Origin of the sequence: Streptomyces sp. NPDC059201, assembly GCF_042754585.1 — a bacterium.
GTDB lineage: Bacteria > Actinomycetota > Actinomycetes > Streptomycetales > Streptomycetaceae > Streptomyces.
In genome coordinates this window covers 80,465-106,420 of record NZ_JBHZBB010000003.1, presented here as the reverse complement: position 1 = coordinate 106,420, position 25,956 = coordinate 80,465, and the positions used below count along the sequence as shown (strand labels likewise).

Here is a 25,956-nt window from a genome sequence, read left to right as displayed (position 1 = left end):
GGGAGTCAGAGTTCGGCCGTCCACACTCCGACAGGGTGCTCACTCGGCGGCAGCCACAACTGAGGCTGCGACTCACGATGCCCCACCCCGGCCTCCTCATCCCAGTGGAACCGGCCCTCCACATCAGGCCACGCGACCTGAAGCACGGGAAGCGGAGGCCGCCGGTAGAACCCGATGGCCCGCCCGAAGAAGGTCCGGCACCAGCGAGGATCGACGCGCCTGAGGGCGACTCGATGACCGTCGACGACATCGGGATGGGTCTGGCCATCCGCCAGCGCCTCGCCTGCGGCGGCCAACTCTCCGAGAGTGTTGAGTATGCGGTGCATGACGTGGACATCGAGCCCGAACATGGCGAGTTCAGGTCCACCGTGGGTGTGCGCGAGGCCGATCGTGTAGGCGAATCCAGGACCGATCTCGTCTTCGGGAACCATCACGACGTGCCATCCGTGCTGCTGCACATGCTCGATGACCGTCCGTTCCACGCGGTCCGCTTCGTCCCGGTCGCCATAGTCGTGGCAGAGGACGCAGCGGCACGGAAACAGAGCATCGGTCATGAGCGGAGAGTACGAGGCAAGCGTGCAAGCCGGGCGACCGGGGTTCGCCCCCCTCGATCGCAGGCTCCATCAGCAGGAGTGCCGCGCCGGCTCCCCGTCCTGCGCGGCCTTCGGTCAGCGGTTCAGGCGCTGCTGGCCGGAGCCCGCGCAGTACGAGCAGTCCATGCCGAGACCGCATTCGAGACACTGCCGGCCGTCCACGAAGCCCAGCCCCTCGCATTCGATGCAGGTGCCCCAGCCGTCACACATGCGGCACAACCCGTAGCCGGGCATCAAGGTCTCTGGCGTTGCCGCGCGCGGTGGACGTATCCAGTGGCTGTGGAACCAGACAGTCGGGGCCTGGCCCCACACGCTGACACCGCCGAACGGCCGGAGGAAGACGCCGGCTTGGAACCCGCCCTGCTGCCCCTTCAGTCGAGTCCCTGATGCGTCCTCGCTGGTCTCGACGGACCAGCCGGCCGCGGTCATCACAGCGGAGGCGGCCGCGGCCGCATCGGGAGCGGCGTCGGGCAGAGTCATACGCATCATGAACTGGCGACCCATGGCGCCGCGGGTGGTGCGCCGTTCCTGGTTCCACTCCTCGACCTCCGGCTCCGCCCCGTGCGTGAGGGCAGCCGCGATTCCCCTCAGCTCGCCGCGCAGCCAGTTCGCCGCGCGCTCGAACTCGGCCGCCGCATCGGCGACTTCATCACTCAAAACAGACCCCCACCCTCTCTCGACCCCTCCCAGACCCCGCTGGATACGATGCTCACATGGCCCACACCATGTGCGCTCTCGTCGTAGCCGGGCAGTTGGACACCCAACGTGCCCTGTCGGTCGGGCTGCGCGCCAGGCTCACGCACGAGGGCATCAGTGTCTTCCCGATCGATCACTACTTCTCGGCCTATTGGGCTGCGGTACGAGGCAACTCCGCGCAGCTCGATCTGCCGGACGGGATCGCCTCGGAGTGCGTGACGTTCCCGAGCGAGGCGGTCCTGCACGACCTGGCCCGCGAGGTGACCGACGAGGAGAGACCCAGGTTCGCGATCATCCAGACCGACTACTTCGCCGGCGCGGGCGGACAGTGGGCGGCTGCGTTCCACGGCCAGGAACGAGTGACACCTGATCAAGCATCAATCAACCATGCGTTGGCGGTACTTGGGGTACGGTCGACCACCACCGCGGACGAGTTCGACACGATCGGCCTGGGCGAGTTCCGCAGCAACCCCGACTACCTTCACGCGTACGTCGACCTGTGCGAAGAACGCGGGGCGTAGGACAGAGGCAGACCGAAGCGCAAGTGACCTGAAAGGGGACCTCCGTGCGGTGGGGTTCGAGGAACGAGCGACGCGGCGACGAGATCGGCCGCCTTCGAGAGTCCGCAGAGGCCGGCGATGCCACGGCGGCGTTCCGGTACGGCTTGCATCTCAGTACGCACGACGACCGCGCAGGCGGCGAACGGTGGCTGCGCCGCGCGGCCGAGCTGGGCCACCCCGACGCCACCGTCACCCTCGGCGTACTCCTCCACGAGTGGGGACGGCACGAGGAGGCCGAGCCGCTCCTCCGTGAGGCCGCCGGGGCGGGGCATGTGCGCGCGATGGAGATCGTCGGGTACCTCCTCCGGCAGCGCGGGGAGCATGCCGAGGCGGTCCGCTGGTATCGGCGTTCGGCCGAGGGCGGCAACCCGCAAGCCATGGCCGTCCTCGGGTCCCTGTGTCGCGAACAAGGCGACACCGAAGAGGCCGAGGGCTGGTTCCGCCGTGCCGCCGAGGCGGGCCTCGCCGACGCCGCGTACACCCTCGGGCAACTGCTCCACCGACGCGGTGAGGCCGCCGAGGCCGAACAGTGGGCCCGCCGCGCGGCGGCCGGAGGCTCCACCGCCGCGATGAACGCCCTCGGGGACCTCGCCCTGGAGCAGGGAGACCAGGAGACCGCGAAGTCCTGGTACCGCACATCGGCCGCCGCCGGAGACGACGCGGCCGGGCGCCGCCTCGCCTCCCTCCTCAGCGGCCCCGAAATGCTCGCCGAACTCGAGAACTGGCTGACCGAACGCGCCCGGAAGGGTGACGTCAAGGCATACCTGGCCCTGGGCCGGTCCAAAGAGCTCCGCGGTGACCTGTACGCGGCACAAGGCTGGTACGAGAAGGCCGCCAAGGCCGGTCACGTAGGAGCGATGACCCAACTGGCGGAAATCTCCCAACGACAGGGCCTCACCCGCCAGGCAAGAGCCTGGCGCCGCAAGGCAGCGGAAGCGACACGGCGACCGGAGGGGGAGGAGGGAAACGGCCGGTAGGCGACACCCCGGCCGGGGCCCTCAGCATGGCGGCGGCGAGTGACACGCGGTACGACGTGTGCTGCCAGTCGAGGTGCGCGGGGAACGGTGGTGGCGGCCGGATGGCCGCTATGCCCGGGGGTGGTGGGAGGCGACGGTGAAGAGGCCCGGCTGGACGTCGGTGGCGATGGTGGCGGCCTGGTCCATGTGGACCTGGGCCTCGGGGTTGGCGCGCATGGCCCAGTAGTGGTCCTCGCTCTCCCACTGGGCGTAGTTGACGACGCGCTGCCCGTCCTGGCTGGCGTGGAAGTTGGCGCAGATGAAGCCTGGTTGGTGTTTCATGGTCGTCTCGGTGGCGTGGGCCAGGAGGGCGAGCAGTTCCCGCTGGCGCGCGGGCGGGACGGTGAAGACGTTGATCAGGGTGGCTACGGGGCGGCTGCTGTCGATGCTGGCGTATGCGGTCATGTGCAGATCGTTGCCCTTGGCCCGTCGCCGCCGCGCATGCGGACGGTCGGCTTCGCTCGATCCGGTGCCGTCCACCTGGCGGCTGTGTCCAGACGGGCGGGACCCTGCCTTCCGCTCAGGGACCTCCACCCGGAGCTCGGGGTGAACCGGAAGAACTGTAGGCCCGAGCCCTCGTCCTGGAGCTGCACCAAGTCGTCGCCCGTCGCACCGGCGCCGCCCTCGAAGCGGACCGCCGCATGCAGCGTGCGCCGCAGCTGCCGTAGAAGAAGGTGCCGGGCTTCGGCCGGATGTGGCTGACCCCCTTGGCGCGCTCCCAGGCCCCGGTCACCGCAGACCTCACCTCGGCGGGGACCGCCAGGTTCTCGCACGCGCCGCGGTGTGCCTCGACCGAGGGGCTGGCAGTCGTACTCGGGCTGGTCGGGCCGCTCGGGGCGACGGTCGCCGTGACCTCTGGCCAGTCCGTCGGTGCGGGCGATGCCGAGGGCGTCGCCGATCCCGCCGTGATCCGGATAGCCGTCGGGGCGGCGTCCGCGCTCCCGGAATTCCGCCGCAGACTACAGCTGGCGCCGGCCGCGCCCACGGTGCGCCCCTGGCTCACCGCCTAAGGCGAGAAGGACGCACCGCACGTACCTCACCCACGACCTGAACCGACCCGAGCCGACCGGTACCGCCCCACATCCCCATCCACCACCACGACACTCAAGGCCCGCCCCCCGACAGCTCTCGCCTTGCCGGGGGCCGCTCGCTGGCTGACGATCGTCTCGGTGAACCGGGAGCGTGCCTCGCGCGGTCGCCGAGGTACGCCCTGACGCCCAGCTGGGAGGTTTCGTCATGTCGGACTGGCGCGCGCGAGCATCCCGTGCGGACAAGTGGCCCCTGCGTCCCGGCCACGCGAACGCGAACGCGACCGAGCCGGCACCCGAGCACTCGATGGACCCCCGGGCCGAGCCCGGCCCGCCTCCCGTGCCCCTGGAGCGCAGCGTGGTGGACGCGGCGCTCTACCAGGACGGACGGCGGATCGACACGCCCTCGTCGCTGGCGGAGATCTACCGGCAGCTTCCCCGGCCCGGCACGATGGCCTGGATCGGTCTGTACCGGCCGTCGCCCGCGCAGCTGTGGGAGGCCGCCGAGCAGTTCGGGCTGCACGAGCTGGCCGTGGAGGACGCGATCGTCGCGCACCAGCGGCCCAAGCTGGAGCGGTACGGCGACACCCTCTTCGTGGTCCTGCGCTCGGCCCGGTATATCGACGAGGCGGAGGAGGTCGACTTCGGCGAGATCCACGTCTTCATCGGCCCCGACTTCGTCCTCACGGTCCGGCACAGCCAGGCCCCCGACCTCGCCGTCGTCCGCAAGCGCGTCGAAGACGACCCGGATCTGGTCGCCCGGGGGCCCGAAGCGGTGCTGTACGCGATCCTCGACGCGGTCGTCGACGGATACGCGCCGGTCGTCGCCGGGCTCCAGCACGACATCGACGAGATCGAGACCGAGGTCTTCGGCGGCGACCCCAACGTCTCCCGGCGCATCTACGAGCTGTCCAGGGAGGTCGTGGACTTCCAGCGGGCCACCCGCCCCCTCCTGACCATCATGCGCGGCCTCCAGGGCGGGTTCCAGAAGTACCGCACCGACGAGGAGCTCCAGCGCTACCTCCGCGACGTCGCCGACCACGCCACCACCGTGGCCGAGCGGGTGGACAGCTTCCGGCAGGCGCTCGGCGACATCCTCACCGTGAACGCCACCCTCGTCACCCAGGCGCAGAACGAGGAGATGAAGATGCTCGCCGAGGCGGGCCACGCGCAGAACAACGAGATCAAGAAGATCTCCAGCTGGGCCGCCATCCTCTTCGCGCCCACCCTCATCGGCACGGTCTACGGGATGAACTTCGACCACATGCCCGAGCTCCACTGGACCCTCGGCTACCCCTTCGCCATCGCCCTCATGGGCATCGTCTGCGGCGGCCTCTACCTGGTCTTCAAGCGCCGCGACTGGCTGTAGAGGCGGACGCTGCCCCCACCCAGGCCCGCGTCGTTCACGCCCTGCGGAGGGCCGAGCGGCCGGCGTAGCGGGCGGCCGCGCCCAGCTCCTCCTCGATGCGGATGAGCTGGTTGTACTTCGCCGTGCGGTCGGAGCGGGAGAGTGAGCCGGTCTTGATCTGGCCGCAGCCGGTCGCCACCGCGAGGTCCGCGATGGTGGTGTCCTCCGTCTCGCCCGAGCGGTGCGACATCACGGCCGTCCAGCCCGCCCGGTGGGCCGTGGCCACCGTGGCCAGCGCCTCGGTCAGGGTGCCGATCTGGTTGACCTTGACCAGGATCGAGTTACCGACGCCGGTGCTGATGCCCTCCCGCAGCAGGCTCTCGTTGGTGCAGAACACGTCGTCGCCCGTGAGCTGGCAGCGGTCGCCGACGCGGGCGGTCAGCTCGCGCCAGCCGTCCAGGTCGTCCTCCGCCATCGGGTCCTCGATGGAGACGATCGGGTAGGAGTCGATGAGCTTGGCCAGGTAGTCGACGTTCTCGGAGGGCGTACGGCGGACGCCCTCGCCGGCGTAGTCGTACACCCCGTCACGGAAGAACTCCGACGACGCCGGGTCCATGATCAGGCCGATGTCGGTGCCGGGGCGGTAGCCGGTGCGCTCGACGGCGGCCATGACGAAGTCGAGCGCCTCCTCGGCGGTGCGCAGGGCGGGTGCGAAGCCGCCCTCGTCGCCGACGCCGGTGGAGTGGCCGGCGGCCAGCAGGTCGCGGCGCAGGGTGTGGAAGACCTCGCTGCCCATGCGTACCGCTTCGGCGAAGGTGTCCGCGCCGAGCGGTGCGATCATGAACTCCTGGAAGTCGAGTGGATTGTCGGCGTGGGCGCCGCCGTTGACGATGTTCATCATCGGCAGGGGCAGGAGGTGGGCCTCGGGGCCGCCGAGGTAGCGGTAGAGAGGCAGGCGGTGGGCCGCCGCGGCAGCCTTGGCGGTGGCGAGGGAGACACCGAGGATCGCGTTGGCGCCGAGCCGGGACTTCGTGGCGGTGCCGTCGAGGGCGACCAGTACGGCGTCGAGCCCCTCCTGGTCCGCCGCGTCGCGACCGCGTACGGACGCCGCGATCTCACCGTTCACGTGGGCCACCGCGCGGTCGACGCCCTTGCCGTGCCAGCGCGCCGCGTCCCCGTCCCGCAGTTCGACGGCCTCCCGGGCGCCGGTGGAGGCGCCGGAGGGCACGGCCGCGCGTCCCAGGGAGCCGTCCGCCAGGACGACGTCGACCTCGACCGTGGGGTTGCCCCGGCTGTCGATGATCCGGCGGGCGGTGACGGTCTCGATGGTGGTGGCTGCGGAGTCCAGGGGTGTGACTGCCTGTGCGGACATGGGGAGGTCCTTCCCGTTGTCGTGTGCCGTGGCCCCGGCTGCGACAGCGTTGGCGCTGGGCCCGACGAAGCGAAACACTACAGCAATGCTGAACACTTTTGCTGTGTAGTTTGGCTGCGTAGTTTGGCTGCGCAGTTTTGCCGTGCAGCGGAAGGGGATGGCATTTCCGTGCAGGTCGGGGCGCTCGGCCGCACCGGGGCGGCGCGGTAAAGTGCGCTATGCCCTCCACGGAAGCCGCCGCCATCGCCACCGACCTGCGCACCGCCATGGGCAAGCTCACCCGGCGCGTCAAGCACGAGGACCGCATCCCGCTCGGCCAGGCCGCCGTGCTCGGCGCCCTCGACCGCAACGGGCCCATGACCACCAGTGACCTCGCCGCCGATCAGCGCGTACGCCCCCAGTCGATGGCGCGGGCGGTCGGGCTGCTGATGGAACAGGACCTGATCACGCGCCGGCCGCACCCCACGGACGGCCGCAAGTCGCTCGTCGAGCTGACGGACGCGGGCCGCACCGCGCTCGAAGCCGAGCGCGGCCGCAGGGCCGGATGGCTCGCGCAGGCCATCGAGGCCGAACTGACGGACGAGGAGCGGATCCTGTTGGCGCGCACCACGGCACTGCTGGATCGGCTCGCCACCCGCTGAGGCCCCGCCCACGACCCGCCCACGACCCGCCCACGCCCCGCTCACCGCCCCAGCCGCGCGTCAGCGCTGCCTCAGGGAGGACGGCGGGATGCCGAGGGTGCGGGTGAAGGCGTACGAGAAGGAGGCCGGGGAGGCGTACCCGAGCAGGGTCGCGACCTCGGTGACGCTCTTGTGGCGCAGGAGCGGGATCGAGCCGAGCAGTCCGGCCCGGGACCGCCAGGCCGCGGGGCTCATCCCCGTCAGGTCCCGGAAGCGGCGGGTCAGCATGCGCTCGCTCATGGCCGCGGCGCGCGCCCAGTCGGCGTTGGTCACCGTCACGTCGGGGCGGGCGAGGTAGCCGCGACACAGCGCGGCGAACGGCGGCTCGTGGGGGAGGGGGACGTGCAGGGGGACCTCGGAGAGGGCGGCGACCTCCAGCAGGATCAACGAGATCACCGCGCTGTCGCGGCGGTCGGCGGCGTACTCCGGTCCCAACTCGGCAGCGGAGAGCAGCAGTTCCCGCAGCAGCGGCGGCACCTCCACGGCCCGGCAGACGGCGGGCCACCACGGGACGGCGGCCGGCTCGATGTAGAGGCTTGAGGTCTGGGTGTCCAGCATGCGCACCTGATGGCGGACGCGCGGCGGAATGAGCACCGCCCGTTCGCCCGGCACGGTCCACGCCCCGTCGTCGGTCTCCACGAGCATCGTGCCGGTCGCGGCGTACAGGAACTGCGCCCGGCGGTGCTCGTGCCAGGCGAGCAGGGTGTCCGGCGGGTAGTCGGTCGCGATCGGCAGCACCTCGACGGGGAGGCGGTCGACGCGCGCGAGGGGCACGTTGCGCACGCCGGAAGCTTAGGGCCGAAACTCGAAAGGACCGGACCGTCTGTCGATCGTCGGCGCGCGCCGTCTCGGATGGACTGGGGCGCATGAGTGCTGTCGTTCTCGTGGTCATCGGCGTCCTGACCGGACTGACCACCGTGCTGTTCGGGTTCGGAGGGGGCTTCGTCACCGTCCCCGTCATCCTCTGGGTGGACGCCGCCGCGGGACCGGCGGCGGCGACCGTCGCGGTGGCGACCTCGTCGCTGGTCATGGTCGTGAGCGCGGTCGTGGCGACCGCCGCCACGCCTCGGTCCGTCCTTGGCCGGCTACGGGGCTCCGCCTCGCTCCTCGTCCTCCTCGGCGCCGGGGGACTCGGCGGCGCGTTCGCCGCGAGCTTCGCGCCGGGCTGGCTGATCCACTGGGGTTTCGTGGCCTATTTGGCCCTCACCGTCCTCGACGTGCTCGTCCGCCCGGGGTTCCTGCACCTGGACGACCCCGGCGGCGCAGGGCGGCGCGAAGCGGCGATCCCCGTCTGGCTCGGGATGCCCATCGGCGGAATCGCCGCGTTCCTCGGCGTCGGAGGCAGCGTCATGACCGTTCCCCTGCTGCGGCGTTCGGGACTCCCGATGCGCAGCGCGGCGACGCTGGCCAACCCCCTCACCGCCTGCATCGGCGCCCCCGCGTGCGCGGTCTTCCTCGCCCTCACCCACGGGACCGGCACCGGCAGCGGAACCGGGACGGACACCGGAGCGCTGGGCCTGACCGTCGGGTTCGTGGACCTCGGCGCCGCCGCCCTGCTTCTCCTCGGATCCCTCCCGATCGTCGTCCTCCTGCGCCGCAGACCCCCGCGGATCGCGGACCGCCTCCACGCCCGCGCGTACGTCGCCCTGCTGTGCCTGGTGCTGATCGTCATGCTGGCCCGTACCCCCTGAGGCCGTACCCCTGAGGCCGTTCCATCTGACGCCGGAGGTCCGCCTCAGCGGCTCAGCAGAGCGGCGCGCAAGTCCACCCGGTCGTCGAGGCGGGACAGGTCGCGCCCCGTGAGGGCCTCGATGCGTTCGACGCGGTAGTGGACCGTGTTGACGTGGACGTGGAGGGCCTCGGCGGTGCGCGTCCAGGAGCAGTCGTGCGCGAGGAAGACCTCCAGGGTCTCCAGGAGCATGGCGCTCGACCCGCGGCCGACCTTCGACAGGGGGCCCAGGACGGTCTCGCGGTAGATGTCACGCACCGAGGCGGGGACACCGGCCAGGAGCATGGCCAGCCCGTCGAGATCGCGGAGTTGGGCCACCCGTGGCGCTGCCGATGAGGTGGCGCGCGCACCGGCGAGGGCGTAACGGGCCTGCGTCAGAGCGGTGTTCAGGCCGGACGCGTCGACAGGGTCGCTCAGTCCGACGTGCCAGGTCCCCTCCGGCCGGCAGGACTGGATCAACTCCGCGACCTCGCGCAGACGCCCGACCACCGTGGTCCTCGCCTCGCCCTCGCCCTCGTGCGCGAGCACGGCCGCCGCCCCGTCGCCGTCGCCCAGGGCGACGGCGAACGTCGCCGACGGCAGGTGCCTGAGCGCCTCGGTGAGCGCGGCGACGCCGTCGGCACCGGTGTCCCCGCTCGGCACCAGCGCCGCGGCGACGACCGTGTAGGAGAGCCGGTCGGCCAACCCGCAGGAGGCCAGGGCGCGTTCCAGTCGCCCGGGGTCGACGCGCAGGGTGCTGATCGCCTCCAACAGCCGGGCGGCGGCGGGGTCGCGCTCGGCCCGGGCCCGGTCCTCGCGGCGCCGGTGGCGGCCCAGGAGCTCGGCTATCTCCTGAAGGACCCTCGGCGGCACCTGTCCCTCCTCGGGCAGGTGCAGGTACCAGGTGTCGAAATCGGTGCCCTCGGCCTCGATCCGCAGCGTCGTTCCCTCCGCCCCGGCCAGGGCCTCCATGGCCTTCCGCGCGGGAAGCTCCACGGAATCGCCGGTACGGGCCACGGTCCGGCCCGCGGCGCTGAGGAGGTGGCACGCGGGCGCGCCGAGGTGGGCGAAGGCCCGGTCGAGGAGTTCGCCGGCCGTCGCGCCGCGCTCCAGCGCCCGGTCGAGGTCCAGGCGGACGTTCTCCGGCAGGGCGTGGTGACCGGCGGGATGGCGGTTGAGCTCGCCCCACTGGCGCAGGTAGACGGCCTCGGTGATGGCCCGGAAGCTGGTGTGCGGAGGCACGGAGACGAGCGCGACGCGGTGTCTGCGGCACGCGTCGACGAGTTCCCTCGGCACGTGCCCGTGGGTCTCCTCGCCGGCCAGCAGCGCCACGGCCCCCGCCTGCCGCAGGGCGGAGACGAAGCGGTCGGTCTTGGCCGCGGCGCCGTCGCGGCTCCACCAGACGAGGCCGCTCAGGACGACCTCGCCGGGCTGGAGGAAGCGCGCCGGGTCCTCCAGGTCCGTCGCGGTGACTCCGGCGATCTCCTGGCCGAGCAGCGCCTCGTCGCCCCAGACGAGCGAGAGGTCCAGACGGTCGAGTCGGAGGAGGTGGTCGACGTGCATGCGGTGCTCCTTGCGCGGTCGCGGGTCGGCCCCGCGCTCACATTCACGAGGCGAATGCGAGTCGATGCATCGTAGATGCCCATCCGCAGAGGGAAAACAGCTCTTGGTTGATCATCCAGGGAGCAGCGCCGCCCGATGGAGGATTTCCGGCGTCCCATCCAGTCGTGCCGGGGGTCCGTGACGGGCTTCACTGGCCTGAAGGCACCGGTCGGGAGGCAGGGGTGGGATGGATCTGAACACGATCACGGACGTGAGGGACGCGCGGCGCCGCGAGCCCTGGCGCCCCGGGGACGCGTGGCTGGGCGGCGGGACGTACCTGTTCTCCGAACCCCAGCCGCACCTGCGGCGGCTGGTCGATCTGAGCCGGATGGACTGGGAGCCGCTCACGCGCTACCCGGACGGCTCGCTGGAGATCGCCGCGACGTGCACGATCGCCCAACTCTCGCGCTACGGACGGCGGTTCCTCGAAGCGACCGCGGCACCCCTCTTCGAGCAGTGCTGCCGGGCGTTCCTCGCCTCGTTCAAGATCTGGAACATGGCGACGGTCGGCGGGAACCTCTGCAACGGCCTCCCCGCCGGCCCGATGATCTCGCTGACCGCCGCCCTCGACGGCAGCTGCCTCCTCCAGGCGCAGGACGGCTCCACACGCGAGGTGAAGGTGGCCGATTTCATCCGGGGCGCGGGCGTCAAGGACCTCGCGGAGGGCGAGCTGCTGCGCTCGGTCACCCTGCCCGGGCGCGCGCTGGAATTCCGTACGGCCTTCCGGCAGGCATCGCTGTACGGGCTCGGCCGGTCCGGCGCCCTCGTGATCGGGGCGCTCGACCCCGTGGACGGCTCGCTGACGGTCACCGTGACGGCGGCCACCACCCGCCCGTTCCGGTTCTGGTTCCCGCTGCCGCCGACCGCCGGACGCCTCCGGGCGGCGATCGACTCCACGGTGACCGCGGAGGAGTGGTTCGACGACATCCACGGACTCCCCGAGTGGCGGCGGCACATGGCACTGCGCCTCGCCGAAGAGGTCCGCCGCGAACTGACCACCGGACTGGCCACGGGACTGAAGGCCGAAGCGACCACCGCCCCCGGGAAGGACGACCGATGAGTTACGAAGTGCACGTCAACGGAAGGGCGTTCGACGCCGAGCCGCGCGGCGGCCAGTGTCTGCGGACCTATCTGCGCGAGCGGGGCTGGTTCGGCGTGAAGAAGGGGTGCGACGCCGGCGACTGCGGGGCCTGCACGGTCCACGTCGACGGGGAGCCCGTACACAGCTGCATCTACCCGGCCGTACGGGCCGAGGGCCGGTCCGTCACCACGGTCGAGGGGCTGTCCTCCCCGGACGGTGAACTCCACCCCGTACAGCAGAAGTTCCTGGACGCGCAGGGCTATCAGTGCGGCATGTGCACCGCCGGCTTCCTGATGACGACGGCCGCCCTGGAGGCCGAGCGCGGCACCCCGCACGACGACGGCAAGCTCGACGACCTCCCGCGCGCCTTCAAGGGCAACATCTGCCGCTGCACGGGCTATCGGGCGATCGAGGACGCCGTCCGAGGTGTCAAGCACGTCGAACGGCCCTGCGCGGGGCAGGCGGTGGGCCGGAACGTCGCGGCACCCGCCGGCCCGCAGGTCGTCACCGGCACCGCCCGCTACACCTTCGACGTCGAGGTCCCGGGCCTGCTGCACATGAAGCTGCTGCGCTCGCCGCACCCGCACGCGCGGATCGTGGCGATCGACACCTCCGACGCGCTGCGCGTGCCCGGCGTGGTCGCGGTCCTCACCCACGAGGACGCACCCGAGACCCTGTACTCCTCCGCCCGGCACGAGCACCCGACCGAGGACCCCGACGACACCCGGGTCCTGGACAACGTGGTCCGCTACGTGGGGCAGCGGGTCGCGGCCGTCGTCGCCGACAGCGAGGGCGCGGCCGAGGAGGGCTGCCGCCGGATCGAGGTGACGTACGAGCAACTCCCTTACGTCACCGACCCGGAGGAGGCCATGCGCCCGGGCGCGCCCGTCATCCACGCGGGCAAGGGGCCGGAGGTGCGTATCGCCCGGGTCGAGAACAACGTGGCGGGCGAGGTGCACGGCGAGATCGGCTCCGTCGAGGACGGCTTCGCCGAGGCGGACGTCGTGTACGAGGAGACCTTCCGCACCCAGCGGGTGCAGCACGCGAGCCTGGAGACCCACGGCTGCGTCGCGTACTTCGAGCCGAAGGAGGACGGCACCGGCGAGCGCCTGACCGTCCGCTCCTCCACCCAGACGCCGTTCCTCACCCGACGGGCCCTGTGCGCGCTGTACGGCCTGCCGGAGGACGAGGTGCGCGTGGTCGCGGGCCGGGTGGGCGGCGGCTTCGGCGGCAAGCAGGAGATGCTCACCGAGGACATCGTCACCCTCGCCGCGCTGAAGCTGCGGCGGCCCGTGAAGCTGGAGTACACCCGCGCCGAGCAGTTCTACGGAGCGACCACCCGGCACCCGTTCACCATCGGCATCAAAGTGGGCGCGCGGAGGAACGGGACGCTGACCGCCGTGCAGATGCGGGTGGTGTCCAACACCGGCGCGTACGGCAACCACGGCCCGGCGGTGATGTTCCACAGCGTCGGCGAGTCCTTCGCCGTCTACCGCGCGCCGCACAAGAAGGTCGACGCCTACTCCGTCTACACCAACGTCGTCCCGGCGGGCGCCTTCCGGGGCTACGGGCTCGGGCAGGTCACCTTCGCCGTCGAGTCGGTCATGGACGAGCTGGCCCGGCAGCTGGGGATGGACCCGCTGGTCTTCCGCGAGAAGAACATCATCGGGCCCGGTGAGGGCATGCACAGCCCCATCGGCGAGGAGGAGGACCTGTTCATCGCCTCGTACGGCCTCGACCAGTGCCTCTCCGTCGTGCGGAACGCCCTCGCCGAGGACCGCAGCGCCGAGGACGCCCCCGAGGGCTGGCTGGTCGGGCAGGGCACCGGCATGGCGATGATCGCCACGGGCCCGCCCGGCGGCCACTACGCGGACGCCCGCGTGTCGCTGCTGGAGGACGGCACGTACGACATCGCGGTCGGCACCGCCGAGTTCGGCAACGGCACCACCACCGTCCACAAGCAGATCACCGCCGGCGCCCTGAACACCACCGAGGACCGCCTCACCGTCCGCCAGTCCGACACCGACGTCGTCCGCCACGACACCGGCGCCTTCGGCTCCGCAGGCACCGTCGTCGCCGGCAAGGCCGTCCTCCTCGCCGCCACCTCCCTCGCCGAACGCCTCCGCACGCTCGCCGCCCGCCACACCGGCGTGGCGCGGCACCTGTGCGTCCTCGGCGCCGAGGCCGTCGACTGCGCCGGGCGGACGGTCACCCTCAAGGAGCTGTACGAGGCCGGGCACGCGCTCGGCGCGGCGGAGGAGCTGGCGGCGGACGGGCACTGGGGCGGGTCGCCGCGCTCGGTCGCCTTCAACGCGCAGTGGTTCCGGCTCGCCGTCGACCCCGGCTCCGGAGAGATCCGCATCCTGCGGAGCGTCCACGCGGCCGACGCCGGAAAGGTCATGAACCCCATGCAGTGCCGGGGCCAGGTCGAGGGCGGCGTCGCCCAGGCACTCGGCGCGACCCTCTTCGAGACCGTACGGATCGACGAGCGCGGCGAGGTCACCACGGCCGCCTTCCGCCGCTACCGGCTCCCGCAGTACGCGGACGTGCCCCGCACCGAGGTCCACTTCACGGAGACGTCCGACGCGATCGGCCCGCTCGGCGCCAAGTCGATGAGCGAGAGCCCCTTCAACCCCGTCGCCCCCGCCTTCGCCAACGCGCTGCGCGACGCCACCGGCATCCGCTTCACCGAGCTGCCGGTGACCCGCGACCGCGTCTGGCTCGCCCTCGACCGGCACGCCAGGAGCGCCGGGCGATAGCCCGGCCGGCCACCGCCTCGTCCACGGCCTCGTCCACGGCCTCGTCCACCGCCAAGGCCACCGCCTTGTCGATTCCTCTAAGTGCCCTCTCATTCGCGATGGAGGGTCCCACCACATTGTTGCAAGTGAGATCGAAAGCGGCCTACGGTGTCGCATATGCAGTCCTACAGCATCGGGCAGGCCGCACGTCTGCTCGGCGTCAGCCCCGACACGGCGCGGCGCTGGGCGGACGCGGGCCGGGTCGAGACCCACCGCGACGAGAGCGGGCGGAGGGTCATCGACGGCACGTCGCTCGCGGCGTTCTCCGTCGAGATCGCGCAGAGCGAGGACGACGACGCGTCGTGCACCTCGGCGCGCAACGCGTTCCCGGGCATCGTCACCGCGATCAAGCTCGGCGACATCGCGGCCCAGGTCACCATCCAGGCCGGGCCGCACCGCCTGGTCTCCCTCCTCACCCGGGAGGCCGTGGAGGAGCTGGGACTGGAAGTCGGCATGCAGGCCACCGCCCGCGTGAAGTCGACCAGCGTGCACATCGACCGCACCTGACCACCTCTCACGCAGGAGCGCGTCACCGCACCACCGCAACACAGCGTCACCGCATCACCGATTCACCGCATCGCCTTCGGCCGTCGGCGCGGCCGGCCTGTTCTCTCATCTTCCGTTCGCTTTCAAGGAGTTCCGACCCTCATGGCCCTCACCGTCACCCCCGCCAGACGCCGTACCGCCGCCGCCGTGCTCACCGCCGCCCTGCTCGTGCCGCTGGCGGCCTGTTCGAGCGACGACACCAAGAAGGACACCGCCGGCTCCACCGCCTCCGGCTCCCCGGCCTCGGGCTCCGCGAGCGGCGCGCCCGCGGCGAACCTGACCGTCCTCGCCGCCGCCTCCCTCACCGACGTCTTCAGGACGGCCGGTGCCGCGTACGAGAAGGCGCACCCGGGCACGAAGGTCACCTTCTCCTTCGCTGGCTCGCAGGAGCTGGTCGCGCAGGTGTCCCAGGGCTCGCCCGCCGATGTGCTGGTCACTGCCGACACCAAGAGCATGGACAAGGTGAAGGCCGACACGAGCACGCCCGCGATCATCGCGAAGAACCGGCTGGTCATCGCCACCGGCGAGGGTAACCCGCACAAGATCGACGACCTGAAGGACCTGGCCGACACCAAGCTGAAGGTGGTCCTGGCGGCGCCCGAGGTCCCGGCGGGCAAGTACAGCCAGAAGATCCTCGACGCGCAGAAGATCACCGTGAAGGCGGTCTCCCAGGAGCCCAACGTCCGCGCGGTGCTCAGCAAGGTCGAGCTGGGTGAGGCCGACGCCGGGCTCGTCTACAAGACGGACGCCGCGAGCGCCGCCGACAAGGTCGACGCGGTCGAGATCCCGGACGCCCAGAACGCCGTCGCGCAGTACCCGGCCGCCACCCTGAAGGACTCCAAGAACGCCGAGGCCGCCACCGCGTTCGTCACCTGGCTCTCCTCGCCCGAGGGCCAGAAGATCCTCCAGGACGCGGGCTTCCAGAAGCCGTAACCGTCCGGGATCACCCGGGCAAGACGTTGCGGGGGCTGTCCGCATCGGGGGACCGGACAGCTCCCGTAACGTTCGGCCCGGCAGCAGAACGACAGCCGTCCCGCTCCGACCTCCTGGGAGAGAACCTCGCCATGCCGGAGAAAGCCCCCTCGGACGTGCGCGGCTGGCTGCGCGGCATCGAGGTCTTCGCCCGCCCGCTGCCCGTGTTCGACGCGGAGCGGGCGCCGGCCGAGCCGACGGCCCTGTTCCTGGAGTGGCTGACGGATGCGGTGGAGGCTGGTGTCCCCGACCCGCACGCCATGACGCTGTCCACCGTGGACGAGGCCGGGGACCCGGACGCGCGCGTGCTGATCCTCAAGAACGCGGACGCGGCGGGCTTCCAGTTCGCGACGCACGCCGCCAGCCCCAAGGGCGTGCAGCTCGCGGGTACGCCGAGGGCCGCGCTCACCTTCTACTGGGCCGAGTTCGGCCGTCAGGTCCGGGTCCGGGGCGCGGTGACGCCCGACAGCCCGGAGCGTTCGGCCGCCGACTTCCTCGCCCGTGGGGCGACCGCGCGGGCGGAGGCCCTCCTCGGCCGCCAGAGCCGCTACCTCACCGACCCGGAGGCGCGTGATCGCGCCCTCCGGGAGAGTCTGGCCCGGGTGGAGGCCGCCCCGGACCTGGTCGATCCCGCGTGGACGCTCTCGACCGTCGTCCCCGACGTCGTCGAGTTCTGGCAGGCGACGGCGAGCCGCGTCCACGTACGTCTGCGCTACGAGCGCGAGCCCACCGGCTGGCAGTGGCGACAGCTCTGGTCCTGAACCCGACCGGGACCGCCTCACGCCTGGGGCAGCAGCACCGGTGCGAGACCTCCGTCCTCCCAGTCGGGCCCGAGCGCGGCCAGGGCGTCCCCGATCGCGGCACCGCGCAGAAAGGCGGCGCGATGCCCCGCGCCGATCCGGCATCCGTCGTCGGTCCACGAGACGGGTACGAGGCGGGTGTGGCCCGGTGAGACCTTCGCCCTGCCGTACACGGGCACGCGGGGCAGCCGGGGGAGCGCGCGGCCGCAGAGGCCGGCGAGGAGCGGGCCGAGGAGAGTACGGGCGGAGACCAGAGCCGCGTACGGATGGCCAGGCAGCCCCACCACCCAGCGGCGTCCGGGGAGTTCCGCGAGCAGCATGGGGTGGCCGGGCCGGCAGGCCACCGTGTCGACGACCATCCGGGCCGCGCTGTCCGCGAGGAGGCCGCGCAGTTGATCGGTGGCGCCGACCGACGTGGAGCCGGTGACCACGATGACCTCGGCCCCGTCCCGCGCGCGGACCTCGCGGGCCAGACCGCCGTGAGGATGGTCGAGTACGTGGCACAACGCGACCGTCTCACCGCCGAGTTCGGCGACGAGGCCGGGGAGGAGCGGTCCGAGCGCGTCGCGGACCCGCCCGGGTTCCGGGGCGCCCGCGTGGTCCAGTTCGTCGCCGGTGACCAGCACGGCGACGCGCGGCCGGGGCCGTACCGCCACCGTGTCGTGGCCCGCGGCGGCGGCCAGACCGACGAGCGCCGGCCCGATGCGCGTCCCGGCCGGGGCCAGGCACTCCCCGGCTGCCGCGTCCTCTCCGGTACGCCGGATGTGACGGCCCTCCGAGGGCACGGCGCCGAACACCTGGCCGCCGGTGGCCGTCGCGACTTCGAGCGGGACGACCGCGTCCGCGCCGGGCGGGACGAGGGCGCCCGTGGAGATGCGGGCGCACGCGCCGGGTCGGAGGACCCCCTGCCACGCCGTGCCCGCGCGAGCCGTTCCGCGGATCCGCCAGAGCGGAGCTCCGGATACGGCGTACCCGTCCATGGCCGCCGTGTCGAAGGCGGGCTCGCGGATGCGGCGGCGGGGACGGTTCGGTCACTGAGGCGGTGGCGGTGGAGGCGGGCGCGGGAGGCATGGTCTCCACATTCCGTCGCCGGTGTTTCCGGCTGCGGCCGACCTCATGTCTCCGGCGCGCCGATCGGCTCACAGGCCGGGTGCGCCGCAGGTGAGGCGCCCCTCGCTCCCACGGTGAGGACCGTGGGAGGGGACGGTCAGGCGGCGGAGCGTCAGGCGGCGGAGAGGGAGATCTCCGTGGACTTGATCAGCGCCACGACGGAGGTGCCGGCGGCCAGGCCGAGGTCCTCGACGGCGTCCTTCGTGATGGCGGCGGTCAGCTCGCCGCCCTCGACGGAGACCTTCACCGAGCCCATGGCACCGCCGGTCGCGACCTCGGTGACGGAGCCCGCGAGCTGGTTGCGGATGGACAGGCCGTCGACAGGACCGGTCGCGAGGGCGACCTCGGTGGACTTGACCAGCGCCTTGACGGCGGTGCCCTCGGCGAGGCCCAGGTCCTTGACGGCGTCCGCGGTGATCGCGGCGGTGATGTCCTGGCCGCCGGCCAGACGGACCTTCACCGAGGCCATGGCCTCGCCGGTGGTGACGGCGGTGACGGTGCCGGGGAGCTGGTTACGGATGGACAGGGTCATGGAACACGCCTCACAAAGCCGGAAAGCGCAGATGTCACTTCTGTGATCTGCTTCGTCTTCTTCGACGCTACCGGAACGGGAAATGCGTGAGGCGACCCGCGTCTCATCCACCAGCCGAACGGACGCATGGACCTTGCTAATTCGATAAACGGGCAAGAAGGCGTGTCTCTGTCAGCCGTCACCGTCCTGACCAGTGGATATCTCTTTCAAGTGAAGCGACTGTTCCTATTTCAAGCGTTCGTTGGTTTCGAGGGAGTCCGGAGTCCGGTCATTCCTCCAACAGGGTTTGGGCGATGTACCCACCGGGGCTTACGCCTCCGGGAACGACGAACACCACCGACGTCTCGTGCACCACGTACCGCGCCAGCGCGTCGCCCCTCGGCGGCGATGAACCCGGCCACCGTCCAGCGCAGCCGGGCCTCGCCGTGCGCGAGGCGCTGGAGGGTGCGCAGTGCGTGGACGGTGACAAGGGCGTCGTCGGAGCCGATGTGGACGAGGAGGTGGCCGCCGCCGCGCGCGGGGTCCAGCTCGTCGCCGGGGGTCCGGCGCCTCCCCCGGGGTCAGCCGCTCGGCGGCGCACGTCCAGCGCAGCATCAGCGCCGCCGCCAGGCCGCGGCCGGTGGCGGTACGGAGGCCGAAGGCAGCAAGGCGTACATGCTGCCGACGGGGCGTCAGGACCCCGGCCTGGTGCGGCCCGTGGAACGGGACCGGTACGGCCGGACCGACGGGGTTCCCTTCGCCACCCCGTACCGAACAGCGCGCGGCGCGAGACGCCGCGGTGGCTGGGGGCCGCAGCGTCATCGGGAGATGCGCCGCCATCAGGGGACGTACCGCTTCGGGGTCGGTCGCCCCGGCCGGAGTCCGCCGCGCCCGCGTCGGTGTCAGCTCCCGGCACGCGCGGGTTCGGAGTCGGCGTCGACGAGTGTGTCCACGGTGCCGACCCAGAGCTGGTTGAGCTCGGAGACCTCCGCCGCCTCGAACGGCTTGTCATCCTCCGACACCGCCAGCAGGACACGGGACTTGGCGAAGCCGGGGTCGAGCTCGGCCCAGCCGAAGTCGGCCCTGTAGCCGCCGCCTCCGGTCGCCGCGACGATCCCGGGCAGCTTCCCGTTCTTCTTCGACGCGCCAGACGCAATCGCACACTCACCTTGCATATGGGCCCCTAGAAGGCCATTCCCCCTCTTAGATGATCCACTGTACGGATGCCGTGCGAGAGGGCCATTTTCTGTGTCTGGGTCCAATCGCCTCGGCAGGGCGCAGGCTGCTTGACTGGGCTGCGTCGCCGCCGAGGCGGAGGAGTGGCTCTCGCCGTCCTCGGCCGGCCGACCGGAAGGGCCCTGCGCGCTGTTCGCGGTGTTCTGCGCGCAGGGGCCCTTTACAACCTCCGTCCGACGAGTGCACGTACGGCCCGGATGGCCCGCCCCGCCCGACCCCTCCGTCGACACCTCCAAATCCCAGATGCAGACCCACACGGGCATTCATCCAGGCATTCATGAGCGCATTGTGCGGATGCCCTCGCAGATGCAAGATAGTGACGCGGGCAGCGCCGCGGAGCACCCGCATGCGCCGTCCCGGGGCGGGCCCACCCCTCCCTCCGCATCCGCTGTTCCTGCTCACGAGGCGAGGTCGGACAGATGACGACACGTACCTACGACGGCATCGCCGGCCACTCCACCTACCGCCGCCCGGACGGACGCGTCGCCCGCTTCATCGCGAGAGCCCTGGGGGACGGCCGGACCGTCCTCAACGTCGGTGCCGGCGCGGGCTCGTACGAGAACATCGGCGGTACGGTGACGGCGGTCGAGCCGTCGGCCTTCATGCGGGCCCGACGCCCGAACGGACTCAACCCGGCCGTGGACGCCGTCGCCGAGCACCTGCCCTTCGCCGACGGCTCCTTCGACGCGGCGATGACCCTGTTCAGCGTCCACCAGTGGAGCGACGTCACGGCCGGTCTGCGGGAGATGCGCCGCGTGACCAGCGGCCCCGTCGTGATCCTCACCTGCGACCCCACGCTCGTCCGGGACTTCTGGCTGTACGCGTACGCCCCCGCGGTCCTCGACACCGAAGCCCTCCGCTACCCGCCCGTCGACCGGATCGCGGCAGCGCTGGGCGGCACCGTCTCCATCGAGGCCGTACCGATCCCGCTCGACTGCACCGACGGCTTCAACGAGGCGTACTACGGCCGCCCCGAGATGCTTCTCGACCCGGCCGCCCGGCAGGCATGCTCCGCCTGGAGCTTCGTCGACGACGACGCCCGCGAGCACTTCGACCGCACCCTCCGCCGCGACCTCGCCTCAGGAGCCTGGGACACACGCTTCGGCCACCTCCGCACCCGCCCGACCTACGAGGGCTCACTGATCGTCATCCGCGCCACGGAGGCTACGCCTTGACCTTCCAGCACACTGGAAGGTCTAGCCTCCGCATCAGGACGACGAGATGAACGGCGTCGAACGGCGATGACCTGGGAGGACAGCAGGATGCGGATCACGGTGCTGACGGTTCCGGGGTGCCCGAACGCCCCGCTCGCGGTGGAGCGGGTCAACGCCGCGTTGGCGGGCCGAGAGGCAGAGGTGGAGCTGCTGGAGGTCCACGACGAGGCGCAGGCCGCCGCGTACGGGATGAGCGGCTCTCCGACGATCCTGCTGGACGGGGTCGACCCCTTCGCACCGGAGGGGGCGGAGCCGAGCGTGTCGTGCCGCCTCTACCGGGACGGCAGCGACGGATCCGTATCCGGCGCCCCGAGCGTGACCGCGCTGCGCGAGGCGCTCGACGGCGGTACCCGCCGCTCGCAGCCGTCCGCGCAGGGCGACTGCTGCACGGCGGAGGATCCGCTCGACATGGTCGGCCGAGGCGGCCGGGGCCGCCGCGCGCCCGCCGAACGGGGCCTGCGGGCGGTGCACCAGGCCGTGCTCCGGCATTTCGCCGCCACCGGCACCGCCCCCGCGCCGGCCGAACTGGAAGAGGCCGCCGGCCCGGCCGGACGCACGGCCGGGGAGGTGCTGACCGAGCTCGCCCGCGAGGACTTCCTGACCCTGGACGAGACCGGACGGATCCGCGCGGCGTACCCCTTCTCCGCCGTACCCACCCGCCACCATGTGCGCCTCGCCGGCGGCGTGGAAGTGTGGTCGATGTGCGCGATCGACGCGCTCGGCATCGCCGCCATGCTGGACACGGACGTCGTGATCGCCTCCACCGACCCGGTGACCGGCGAGCCCGTCACCGTCACCACCACCCGGGACGGGCGGACCGCGTGGGAGCCGCGGAGCGCGGTGGTGTTCATCGGGCAGCGGCCCGGCGGCGGACCCGCCGCCACCACCTGCTGCGACGCGCTGAACTTCTTCACCAGCGACGCCACCGCCGCGACCTGGATCGCCGAACACCCGGGCATCCCCGGCCGCGTCGTCGACCAGACCCAGGCCGAACAGATCGGGGTACGGACCTTCGGCCCCCTGCTCACCCCCTGACCACCCGACACGTGGACACGGCCGGCCAGGACATGGGCTTCGGTCGTCTGATTCGTCTGATGGGTCTGACGGTTCTCAGAACTGGCACAGCTTCCTATAGGGCGCGGTGAGGATGTAGGTGCGCCATTCCTCCGGAGTGATGTCCCGCCCCGCGCGCTTGCACACGGCCGCGGCGGCCGACTCGGGCAGGAGGCTGAGGGGGACCGCGGCGGCCCCTTGGAGGACGCGGAGGGTGCCGTCGGCGCCGAAGGCGAGCGCGTCGATGTCGCGGCCGCCCGCGTCCAGGGGCTCCCCGAGTGCGGCGCGGGCCTCGACGTCCCAGAGCTGTACGCGTGCCGCCCCGTTCGTGACCGCTGCCAGGAGCTTGCCGTCCTGGGAGAAGACGGGCTCGTCCGCGGTATCGACCAACCCGCTCCGCGGACGGGGAGCCGCTCCCGGCAGGTGGGCGAGGCGCTGCCGGGCCGCTCCGTCCCAGAGTTCGACGGCGCCGGTGTCGAGGGCGAGGGCCAGCAGTTCGCCGTCGGGGGAGAAGGCCAGAGCCGTCACGGCTTTGCCCCACGCGGCGGTACGCACCTGACGGGTGCGCAGGTCGAGGACGTCGCCGGAGGTCAGGACGAGCAGGTGGCCGTCCGGGCTGAACCGTCCGTAGGACGTGACGTTCGGGAACCGGTGGACCTCCTTGCGTTCGCGGATGTCCCACACCTGCACCGTGCCGCCCATGCCCTCGCTGACCCCACCGGGCAGGACGTAGACGGAGGCGTACCGTCCGTCGGGGGAGAGCGTGAGGCGGCGGACGGTGTCGTCGGCCGGCGTGAACCGGTGGATCTCCCTGTTCCGTCGGGTGTCCCACACGACGATGTGCTGCCGGTTCGCGCTGTCGTAGTCCGTGAACGCCAGGACGCCGCCGTCGTGATCGAGCGCGTTGCTCACGTACCGGGTGGCGACCTCTTCCCACCGCTGCGGCACGGTGTGCAGGACGCGTCCGGAGCGGAGGTCCACGATCTTCTGACGCATGTCCGTCACGCCTTCGCGGACGACGGCGGTGCTGCCGTCGGTGGACACCGCGGCCGTGACCACCTCGGTATCGGAGTCCTGAGGGTCGGGGGCGGAGCCGATGACGGCCGAGATGTCGGTCCGGCGCAGCACCCTGTTGTCGCGATCCATCACCAGCAGGCTCTGGGTCGGCTCGTGCAGGGCGAAGTCGACCTCGTAGAGGCTCTTGGCTTCCTTCGCCGATGAGGCGACGGTGCCGACATGGGTGCCGGTCGCCGTCGTCCAGATCTCGATGTCGCCGCCGCTGGTCGCCCCGAGGAAGAAGCGGCCTCCGGAGCTGAACCGTCCCTCCAGGATGCCCATGTCCGGAAGGGTGATGGTGGCGGGGATGTCCGTGCTCCAGATCCGGACCTCCCCGTACGCGACCGGATGGGACACATCGCTCGTCTCCGGTGCGTTCTGCATGCGGGCGACCATGCTTCCGTCCGGGCTGAAGACCGTCGTGCGATGGCAGTCGGGTGAGCGGGGGACGAAGAGCCGCGTAGCCTCGGAGCTCCCGGCCGTGCGGAGGATGTCGACGCCGTCGGCGTCGCACTCGAGCGCGTGGAGGCCGGTGGGAGAGATGTCGCCGCGCACTAGGGACGTCCCCCGGTCCGGGACGGATCCCAGGGGGAGGGAGACGGCCCGCCCTGCGGGGTCCCGGACCCGGGACGTGCCGTCGGAGCTTCGCTCCACGAGATGCCCGGTGTTGGTCAGAGACAGCTCTGTCACGTCCCTGAGGCCATCCAGGGGCAGAAGGTAGGAGTCCGCCACCGGCCGACCGGTGGTGGTCGAGACGACCTGGGCGCGGTTCTCGCCCGTCCGGCGGAGGAGCAGAGCCCCGTCGGGGCTGACCGGCGCGGGAATGCCCTCCGACCAGTCGTACCGTCCCGACAGGACGCGCACGGTGCGAGGGGCGCGCGGGGACGTCGGCGGCCGTGTCAGGTCGATGAAGGTCGTCCGGACAGGTGAGAACGCCATGAGTCCGGTCCCGGACTGGGTGAGGAACATGCCGGACCGTAGTCCGCCGTCGTCGACGGACGGCAGCGGGATCGTCTCGGTGGTCTGCTGCGTGAGGGAGCCGTACAGCGCGCCGAGGGCCTCGGGGACCGGCGCGATCCGGTACGCGGCGAGCCCCAGGAGCATCGCCGTGTCGGGCTCTGCGCCCCGCAGGTGGTGAGCGGTCTGGGCCACGGTACGGGCCTGCGCCTCGGCCTGCCGCCGCTCCGCCTCGGCCTGCCGCGCCTCGGCCTCCCGGTTCTGCACGTAGGCCACCGCGCCGGCCAGCAGCGCGAGTACGGTCGCACCGGCGAGACCGGACAGGAGCCGCCGCCGGCGGCGGACCGCACGGGCGGCGGCCTTGCGGGCGGCCGCGAGGAACTGGAGCTCGGCGGGGTTCGGACGAAGGTCGGAGGGGACGGTCGCGAACCAGTCGAGCAGCGCCCGCAGTTCCGACCCGGTGGGCAGGTCGTCGTCCCGCCTGCCGTGGGCGATCCACCGCTCCGTGGCACGCGCGAGGCGCTGCAACTGCGCGACGGAACCGCGCCGATGGTCGACCCACCCGCGCAGGCGAGGCCAGGCGGGAAGGAGGGCGGCACTCACCGGGCGCGTACCGCCGTCGGCGTCGACGACGAGCGCGCCCGCCGCGGCCAGACCCTCGACAGCGAGGGCCATGGCCCGCTGCTCGGAATCGGGACGTCCGTCGAACAGCTCGCTCCGCGCCGCCGTCCGCACGCCGTCCTGGGACCCGTCGCCCGCGCTGCCCGGCACCACCAGCCGCAGCAGCAGCTCGACGGCGGCGCCCTGGGCGGGAGCGGACAGCCCCTCGTACGCGACCTCGGCGCGCTCGCCCAGCGGCGCGACGGCCAGAGTCGGCGTGCGGGGAAGACCACCGCCGGCGGCCTGCTCGGCCCCCGCCCGCAGCAGACTGAGTCCACTCCCGGCAGGGACCGCATCCGCGTCGGGCTCGGCGTCGGTGTCGGCGTCGGTGACAGCATCATGGGCGGCGGCCTGGACGAGTCGGATCAGGAGGGCATGAGTATCGGGCCGGTGTACGGGATCCTTCGCGAGCGCGGCGGCCAACAGGGGCCGCAGACGCGGATCGACGCCGGACAGGTCAGGGTCGACGGCGGCCGTGCGATGGGCGACCTCGGCGATGTTCGCGCCACGGAACGGCTCGGTACCGGTGGCGGCGTACAGGACGACCGCTCCCCAGGCGAAGACGTCGGAGGCCGGCGTCGCCCGCTTCCCGGCGAGCGTCTCCGGAGCCATGTAGCCGAAGGTCCCCATCAGTGCCCCGGTGGCCGTCAGCGACATGTCCGTGGCCCGGGCGATCCCGAAGTCGATGATGCGGGGGCCGTCGGGGCCGAGCAGCACGTTGCCGGGCTTGAGGTCGCGGTGGACGACACCGGCGGAGTGGATGGCGGCCAGCGCGGTGGCCGCTCCCGTGGCCAGCCGCCACGTCGCGTCCTCGTCGAGCGGCCCTCCGGTACGTACGGCCTCGGCCAGCGTCGGCCCGGGTATGTACTCGCTGACGAGATACGGCACATCGCCGTCCACGGCGGCCTCCAGCACACGCGCCGTACAGAAGGGCGCGACCCGCCGAGCCGCCTCCGCCTCCCGCCCGAACCGGTCCCGCGCGAACGCCTCCACATCCCGGTGCAGCACCTTCACCGCCACCCGGGCCCCCTCGGCGTCATACGCCTCGTAGACCACCCCCTGCCCACCGGCCCCCAACCTGGCCGCGAGCCAATACCCCCCAACCCGCTCCGGATCCTCCGGAACCAGCGGTAACCCGCTCACCCTGACACCCCCTGTCGGACACGCCCCGCAACCCACACCGAACCACCCTCCGGCCCCCCCGAGGCAGCACACCACCACCCCAGACACCGCCAGGCATCCACCCCGCGGGCACCCATGGCCGAACATCCTGTCGCACCCACCGACACCTCACCAGAGCCAATCCCCCCCCGAGCACAGCTCGTACGGGGCGTGACTTGGCGGAGCGCCGCCAGCCGG

The 25,956-nt window shown here is 72.0% G+C and carries 23 protein-coding genes and 1 pseudogene; 13 read left to right on the top strand and 11 right to left on the bottom strand.

Annotated elements, in window-relative coordinates; genetic code table 11:
• Positions 1 to 5: 5 nt before the first annotated feature.
• On the bottom strand, positions 6 to 554 hold the full coding sequence (locus ACFXMG_RS10865) for a DUF4262 domain-containing protein (RefSeq protein ID WP_383814803.1): 549 nt from the start codon (positions 552 to 554) through the stop codon (positions 6 to 8).
• A 114-nt stretch (positions 555 to 668) separates the two neighbouring features.
• Positions 669 to 1,250, bottom strand: coding sequence for a hypothetical protein (locus ACFXMG_RS10860; protein ID WP_383814805.1), 582 nt, complete (start codon positions 1,248 to 1,250; stop codon positions 669 to 671).
• A gap of 56 nt (positions 1,251 to 1,306) precedes the next feature.
• On the opposite strand from ACFXMG_RS10860, the gene ACFXMG_RS10855 reads away from it, so the two are divergent.
• Together ACFXMG_RS10855 and ACFXMG_RS10850 are read left to right on the top strand one after the other, a co-directional pair.
• Complete coding sequence (locus tag ACFXMG_RS10855; protein WP_383814807.1) at positions 1,307 to 1,810, top strand: hypothetical protein; 504 nt, start codon at positions 1,307 to 1,309, stop codon at positions 1,808 to 1,810.
• 143 nt (positions 1,811 to 1,953) lie between these two features.
• Complete coding sequence (locus ACFXMG_RS10850; protein WP_383814809.1) at positions 1,954 to 2,826, top strand: tetratricopeptide repeat protein; 873 nt, start codon at positions 1,954 to 1,956, stop codon at positions 2,824 to 2,826.
• Positions 2,827 to 2,934: 108 nt separating this feature from the next.
• On the opposite strand, the gene ACFXMG_RS10845 is transcribed toward ACFXMG_RS10850, so the two are convergent.
• On the bottom strand, positions 2,935 to 3,270 hold the full coding sequence (locus ACFXMG_RS10845) for an antibiotic biosynthesis monooxygenase family protein (RefSeq protein ID WP_383814811.1): 336 nt from the start codon (positions 3,268 to 3,270) through the stop codon (positions 2,935 to 2,937).
• Between the two features lie 302 nt (positions 3,271 to 3,572).
• On the opposite strand from ACFXMG_RS10845, the gene ACFXMG_RS10840 reads away from it, so the two are divergent.
• Together ACFXMG_RS10840 and ACFXMG_RS10835 are read left to right on the top strand one after the other, a co-directional pair.
• Positions 3,573 to 3,875 (top strand): hypothetical protein, encoded by a 303-nt coding sequence (locus ACFXMG_RS10840; RefSeq protein WP_383814813.1) that lies wholly within the window; start codon positions 3,573 to 3,575, stop codon positions 3,873 to 3,875.
• A gap of 226 nt (positions 3,876 to 4,101) precedes the next feature.
• Positions 4,102 to 5,262 carry a magnesium and cobalt transport protein CorA gene (locus ACFXMG_RS10835; protein ID WP_383814815.1) on the top strand — a complete coding sequence of 387 codons (1,161 nt, stop codon included), beginning with the start codon at positions 4,102 to 4,104 and terminating at the stop codon, positions 5,260 to 5,262.
• A 34-nt stretch (positions 5,263 to 5,296) separates the two neighbouring features.
• Here ACFXMG_RS10835 and eno read toward each other — a convergent pair whose 3' ends face one another.
• Positions 5,297 to 6,613, bottom strand: a complete 1,317-nt coding sequence (gene eno / locus ACFXMG_RS10830) for a phosphopyruvate hydratase (protein ID WP_383814817.1) — start codon at positions 6,611 to 6,613, stop codon at positions 5,297 to 5,299.
• 218 nt (positions 6,614 to 6,831) lie between these two features.
• On the opposite strand from eno, the gene ACFXMG_RS10825 reads away from it, so the two are divergent.
• Positions 6,832 to 7,254: a MarR family winged helix-turn-helix transcriptional regulator gene (locus tag ACFXMG_RS10825; RefSeq protein ID WP_383814819.1), complete on the top strand. Its 423-nt coding sequence runs from the start codon at positions 6,832 to 6,834 to the stop codon at positions 7,252 to 7,254.
• 60 nt (positions 7,255 to 7,314) lie between these two features.
• On the opposite strand, the gene ACFXMG_RS10820 is transcribed toward ACFXMG_RS10825, so the two are convergent.
• Entirely contained in the window at positions 7,315 to 8,076 is a 762-nt protein-coding gene (locus tag ACFXMG_RS10820; protein ID WP_383814821.1) for an AraC family transcriptional regulator, read from the bottom strand.
• Between the two features lie 83 nt (positions 8,077 to 8,159).
• Between ACFXMG_RS10820 and ACFXMG_RS10815 the strand changes: the two genes are divergently transcribed.
• On the top strand, positions 8,160 to 8,984 hold the full coding sequence (locus ACFXMG_RS10815) for a TSUP family transporter (RefSeq protein WP_383814823.1): 825 nt from the start codon (positions 8,160 to 8,162) through the stop codon (positions 8,982 to 8,984).
• Between the two features lie 44 nt (positions 8,985 to 9,028).
• Here the strand turns inward: ACFXMG_RS10815 and ACFXMG_RS10810 are convergent, their stop codons facing one another.
• Entirely contained in the window at positions 9,029 to 10,564 is a 1,536-nt protein-coding gene (locus ACFXMG_RS10810; protein ID WP_383814825.1) for a PucR family transcriptional regulator, read from the bottom strand.
• A gap of 226 nt (positions 10,565 to 10,790) precedes the next feature.
• Here ACFXMG_RS10810 and ACFXMG_RS10805 point away from each other — a divergent pair, with 226 nt between their 5' ends.
• The 5 genes from ACFXMG_RS10805 to ACFXMG_RS10785 all read left to right on the top strand — a co-directional run bounded on the left by ACFXMG_RS10805 (position 10,791) and on the right by ACFXMG_RS10785 (position 16,761).
• Positions 10,791 to 11,663, top strand: coding sequence for an FAD binding domain-containing protein (locus ACFXMG_RS10805; protein ID WP_383814827.1), 873 nt, complete (start codon positions 10,791 to 10,793; stop codon positions 11,661 to 11,663).
• Complete coding sequence (locus ACFXMG_RS10800; RefSeq protein WP_383814829.1) at positions 11,660 to 14,443, top strand: molybdopterin-dependent oxidoreductase; 2,784 nt, start codon at positions 11,660 to 11,662, stop codon at positions 14,441 to 14,443. Before ACFXMG_RS10805 ends, ACFXMG_RS10800 begins: the two co-directional genes overlap by 4 nt.
• Positions 14,444 to 14,599: 156 nt before the next feature.
• A complete protein-coding gene (locus ACFXMG_RS10795; protein ID WP_383814831.1) occupies positions 14,600 to 14,989 on the top strand; it encodes a molybdopterin-binding protein in 390 nt (129 codons plus the stop codon).
• Between the two features lie 141 nt (positions 14,990 to 15,130).
• Positions 15,131 to 15,961, top strand: coding sequence for a molybdate ABC transporter substrate-binding protein (gene modA / locus ACFXMG_RS10790; protein ID WP_383814832.1), 831 nt, complete (start codon positions 15,131 to 15,133; stop codon positions 15,959 to 15,961).
• 131 nt (positions 15,962 to 16,092) lie between these two features.
• Positions 16,093 to 16,761, top strand: coding sequence for a pyridoxal 5'-phosphate synthase (locus ACFXMG_RS10785; protein WP_383814834.1), 669 nt, complete (start codon positions 16,093 to 16,095; stop codon positions 16,759 to 16,761).
• Positions 16,762 to 16,778: 17 nt separating this feature from the next.
• On the opposite strand, the gene ACFXMG_RS10780 is transcribed toward ACFXMG_RS10785, so the two are convergent.
• The 4 genes and pseudogenes from ACFXMG_RS10780 to ACFXMG_RS10765 all read right to left on the bottom strand — a co-directional run bounded on the left by ACFXMG_RS10780 (position 16,779) and on the right by ACFXMG_RS10765 (position 19,596).
• Entirely contained in the window at positions 16,779 to 17,810 is a 1,032-nt protein-coding gene (locus ACFXMG_RS10780; protein ID WP_383814993.1) for a molybdopterin molybdotransferase MoeA, read from the bottom strand.
• A gap of 212 nt (positions 17,811 to 18,022) precedes the next feature.
• Entirely contained in the window at positions 18,023 to 18,442 is a 420-nt protein-coding gene (locus tag ACFXMG_RS10775; RefSeq protein ID WP_383814836.1) for a molybdopterin-binding protein, read from the bottom strand.
• Between the two features lie 230 nt (positions 18,443 to 18,672).
• A pseudogene (locus tag ACFXMG_RS10770) lies at positions 18,673 to 18,972 on the bottom strand (Dyp-type peroxidase domain-containing protein); the annotation flags it as partial.
• Between the two features lie 351 nt (positions 18,973 to 19,323).
• A complete protein-coding gene (locus ACFXMG_RS10765; protein WP_383814838.1) occupies positions 19,324 to 19,596 on the bottom strand; it encodes a hypothetical protein in 273 nt (90 codons plus the stop codon).
• Between the two features lie 480 nt (positions 19,597 to 20,076).
• Between ACFXMG_RS10765 and ACFXMG_RS10760 the strand changes: the two genes are divergently transcribed.
• Positions 20,077 to 20,832, top strand: coding sequence for a class I SAM-dependent methyltransferase (locus ACFXMG_RS10760; RefSeq protein ID WP_383814840.1), 756 nt, complete (start codon positions 20,077 to 20,079; stop codon positions 20,830 to 20,832).
• An 87-nt stretch (positions 20,833 to 20,919) separates the two neighbouring features.
• Positions 20,920 to 21,906, top strand: a complete 987-nt coding sequence (merB, locus tag ACFXMG_RS10755; protein ID WP_383814842.1) for an organomercurial lyase — start codon at positions 20,920 to 20,922, stop codon at positions 21,904 to 21,906.
• A 75-nt stretch (positions 21,907 to 21,981) separates the two neighbouring features.
• Here the strand turns inward: merB and ACFXMG_RS10750 are convergent, their stop codons facing one another.
• A complete protein-coding gene (locus ACFXMG_RS10750; RefSeq protein ID WP_383814844.1) occupies positions 21,982 to 25,866 on the bottom strand; it encodes a protein kinase in 3,885 nt (1,294 codons plus the stop codon).
• Between the last annotated feature and the right edge of the window lie 90 nt (positions 25,867 to 25,956).

What these genes read in the sequence shown, in the direction of transcription:
- ACFXMG_RS10865 (WP_383814803.1), bottom strand. Translation starts at nt 554, where the DNA reads ATGACCGATGCTCTGTTTCCGTGCCGCTGCGTCCTCTGCCACGACTAT.
- ACFXMG_RS10855 (WP_383814807.1), top strand. Translation starts at nt 1,307, where the DNA reads ATGGCCCACACCATGTGCGCTCTCGTCGTAGCCGGGCAGTTGGACACC.
- ACFXMG_RS10845 (WP_383814811.1), bottom strand. Translation starts at nt 3,270, where the DNA reads ATGACCGCATACGCCAGCATCGACAGCAGCCGCCCCGTAGCCACCCTG.
- ACFXMG_RS10835 (WP_383814815.1), top strand. Translation starts at nt 4,102, where the DNA reads ATGTCGGACTGGCGCGCGCGAGCATCCCGTGCGGACAAGTGGCCCCTG.
- eno (WP_383814817.1), bottom strand. Translation starts at nt 6,613, where the DNA reads ATGTCCGCACAGGCAGTCACACCCCTGGACTCCGCAGCCACCACCATC.
- ACFXMG_RS10825 (WP_383814819.1), top strand. Translation starts at nt 6,832, where the DNA reads ATGCCCTCCACGGAAGCCGCCGCCATCGCCACCGACCTGCGCACCGCC.
- ACFXMG_RS10815 (WP_383814823.1), top strand. Translation starts at nt 8,160, where the DNA reads ATGAGTGCTGTCGTTCTCGTGGTCATCGGCGTCCTGACCGGACTGACC.
- ACFXMG_RS10810 (WP_383814825.1), bottom strand. Translation starts at nt 10,564, where the DNA reads ATGCACGTCGACCACCTCCTCCGACTCGACCGTCTGGACCTCTCGCTC.
- ACFXMG_RS10805 (WP_383814827.1), top strand. Translation starts at nt 10,791, where the DNA reads ATGGATCTGAACACGATCACGGACGTGAGGGACGCGCGGCGCCGCGAG.
- ACFXMG_RS10800 (WP_383814829.1), top strand. Translation starts at nt 11,660, where the DNA reads ATGAGTTACGAAGTGCACGTCAACGGAAGGGCGTTCGACGCCGAGCCG.
- ACFXMG_RS10795 (WP_383814831.1), top strand. Translation starts at nt 14,600, where the DNA reads ATGCAGTCCTACAGCATCGGGCAGGCCGCACGTCTGCTCGGCGTCAGC.
- modA (WP_383814832.1), top strand. Translation starts at nt 15,131, where the DNA reads ATGGCCCTCACCGTCACCCCCGCCAGACGCCGTACCGCCGCCGCCGTG.
- ACFXMG_RS10785 (WP_383814834.1), top strand. Translation starts at nt 16,093, where the DNA reads ATGCCGGAGAAAGCCCCCTCGGACGTGCGCGGCTGGCTGCGCGGCATC.
- ACFXMG_RS10775 (WP_383814836.1), bottom strand. Translation starts at nt 18,442, where the DNA reads ATGACCCTGTCCATCCGTAACCAGCTCCCCGGCACCGTCACCGCCGTC.
- ACFXMG_RS10765 (WP_383814838.1), bottom strand. Translation starts at nt 19,596, where the DNA reads ATGCAAGGTGAGTGTGCGATTGCGTCTGGCGCGTCGAAGAAGAACGGG.
- ACFXMG_RS10760 (WP_383814840.1), top strand. Translation starts at nt 20,077, where the DNA reads ATGACGACACGTACCTACGACGGCATCGCCGGCCACTCCACCTACCGC.
- merB (WP_383814842.1), top strand. Translation starts at nt 20,920, where the DNA reads ATGCGGATCACGGTGCTGACGGTTCCGGGGTGCCCGAACGCCCCGCTC.
- ACFXMG_RS10750 (WP_383814844.1), bottom strand. Translation starts at nt 25,866, where the DNA reads ATGTTCGGCCATGGGTGCCCGCGGGGTGGATGCCTGGCGGTGTCTGGG.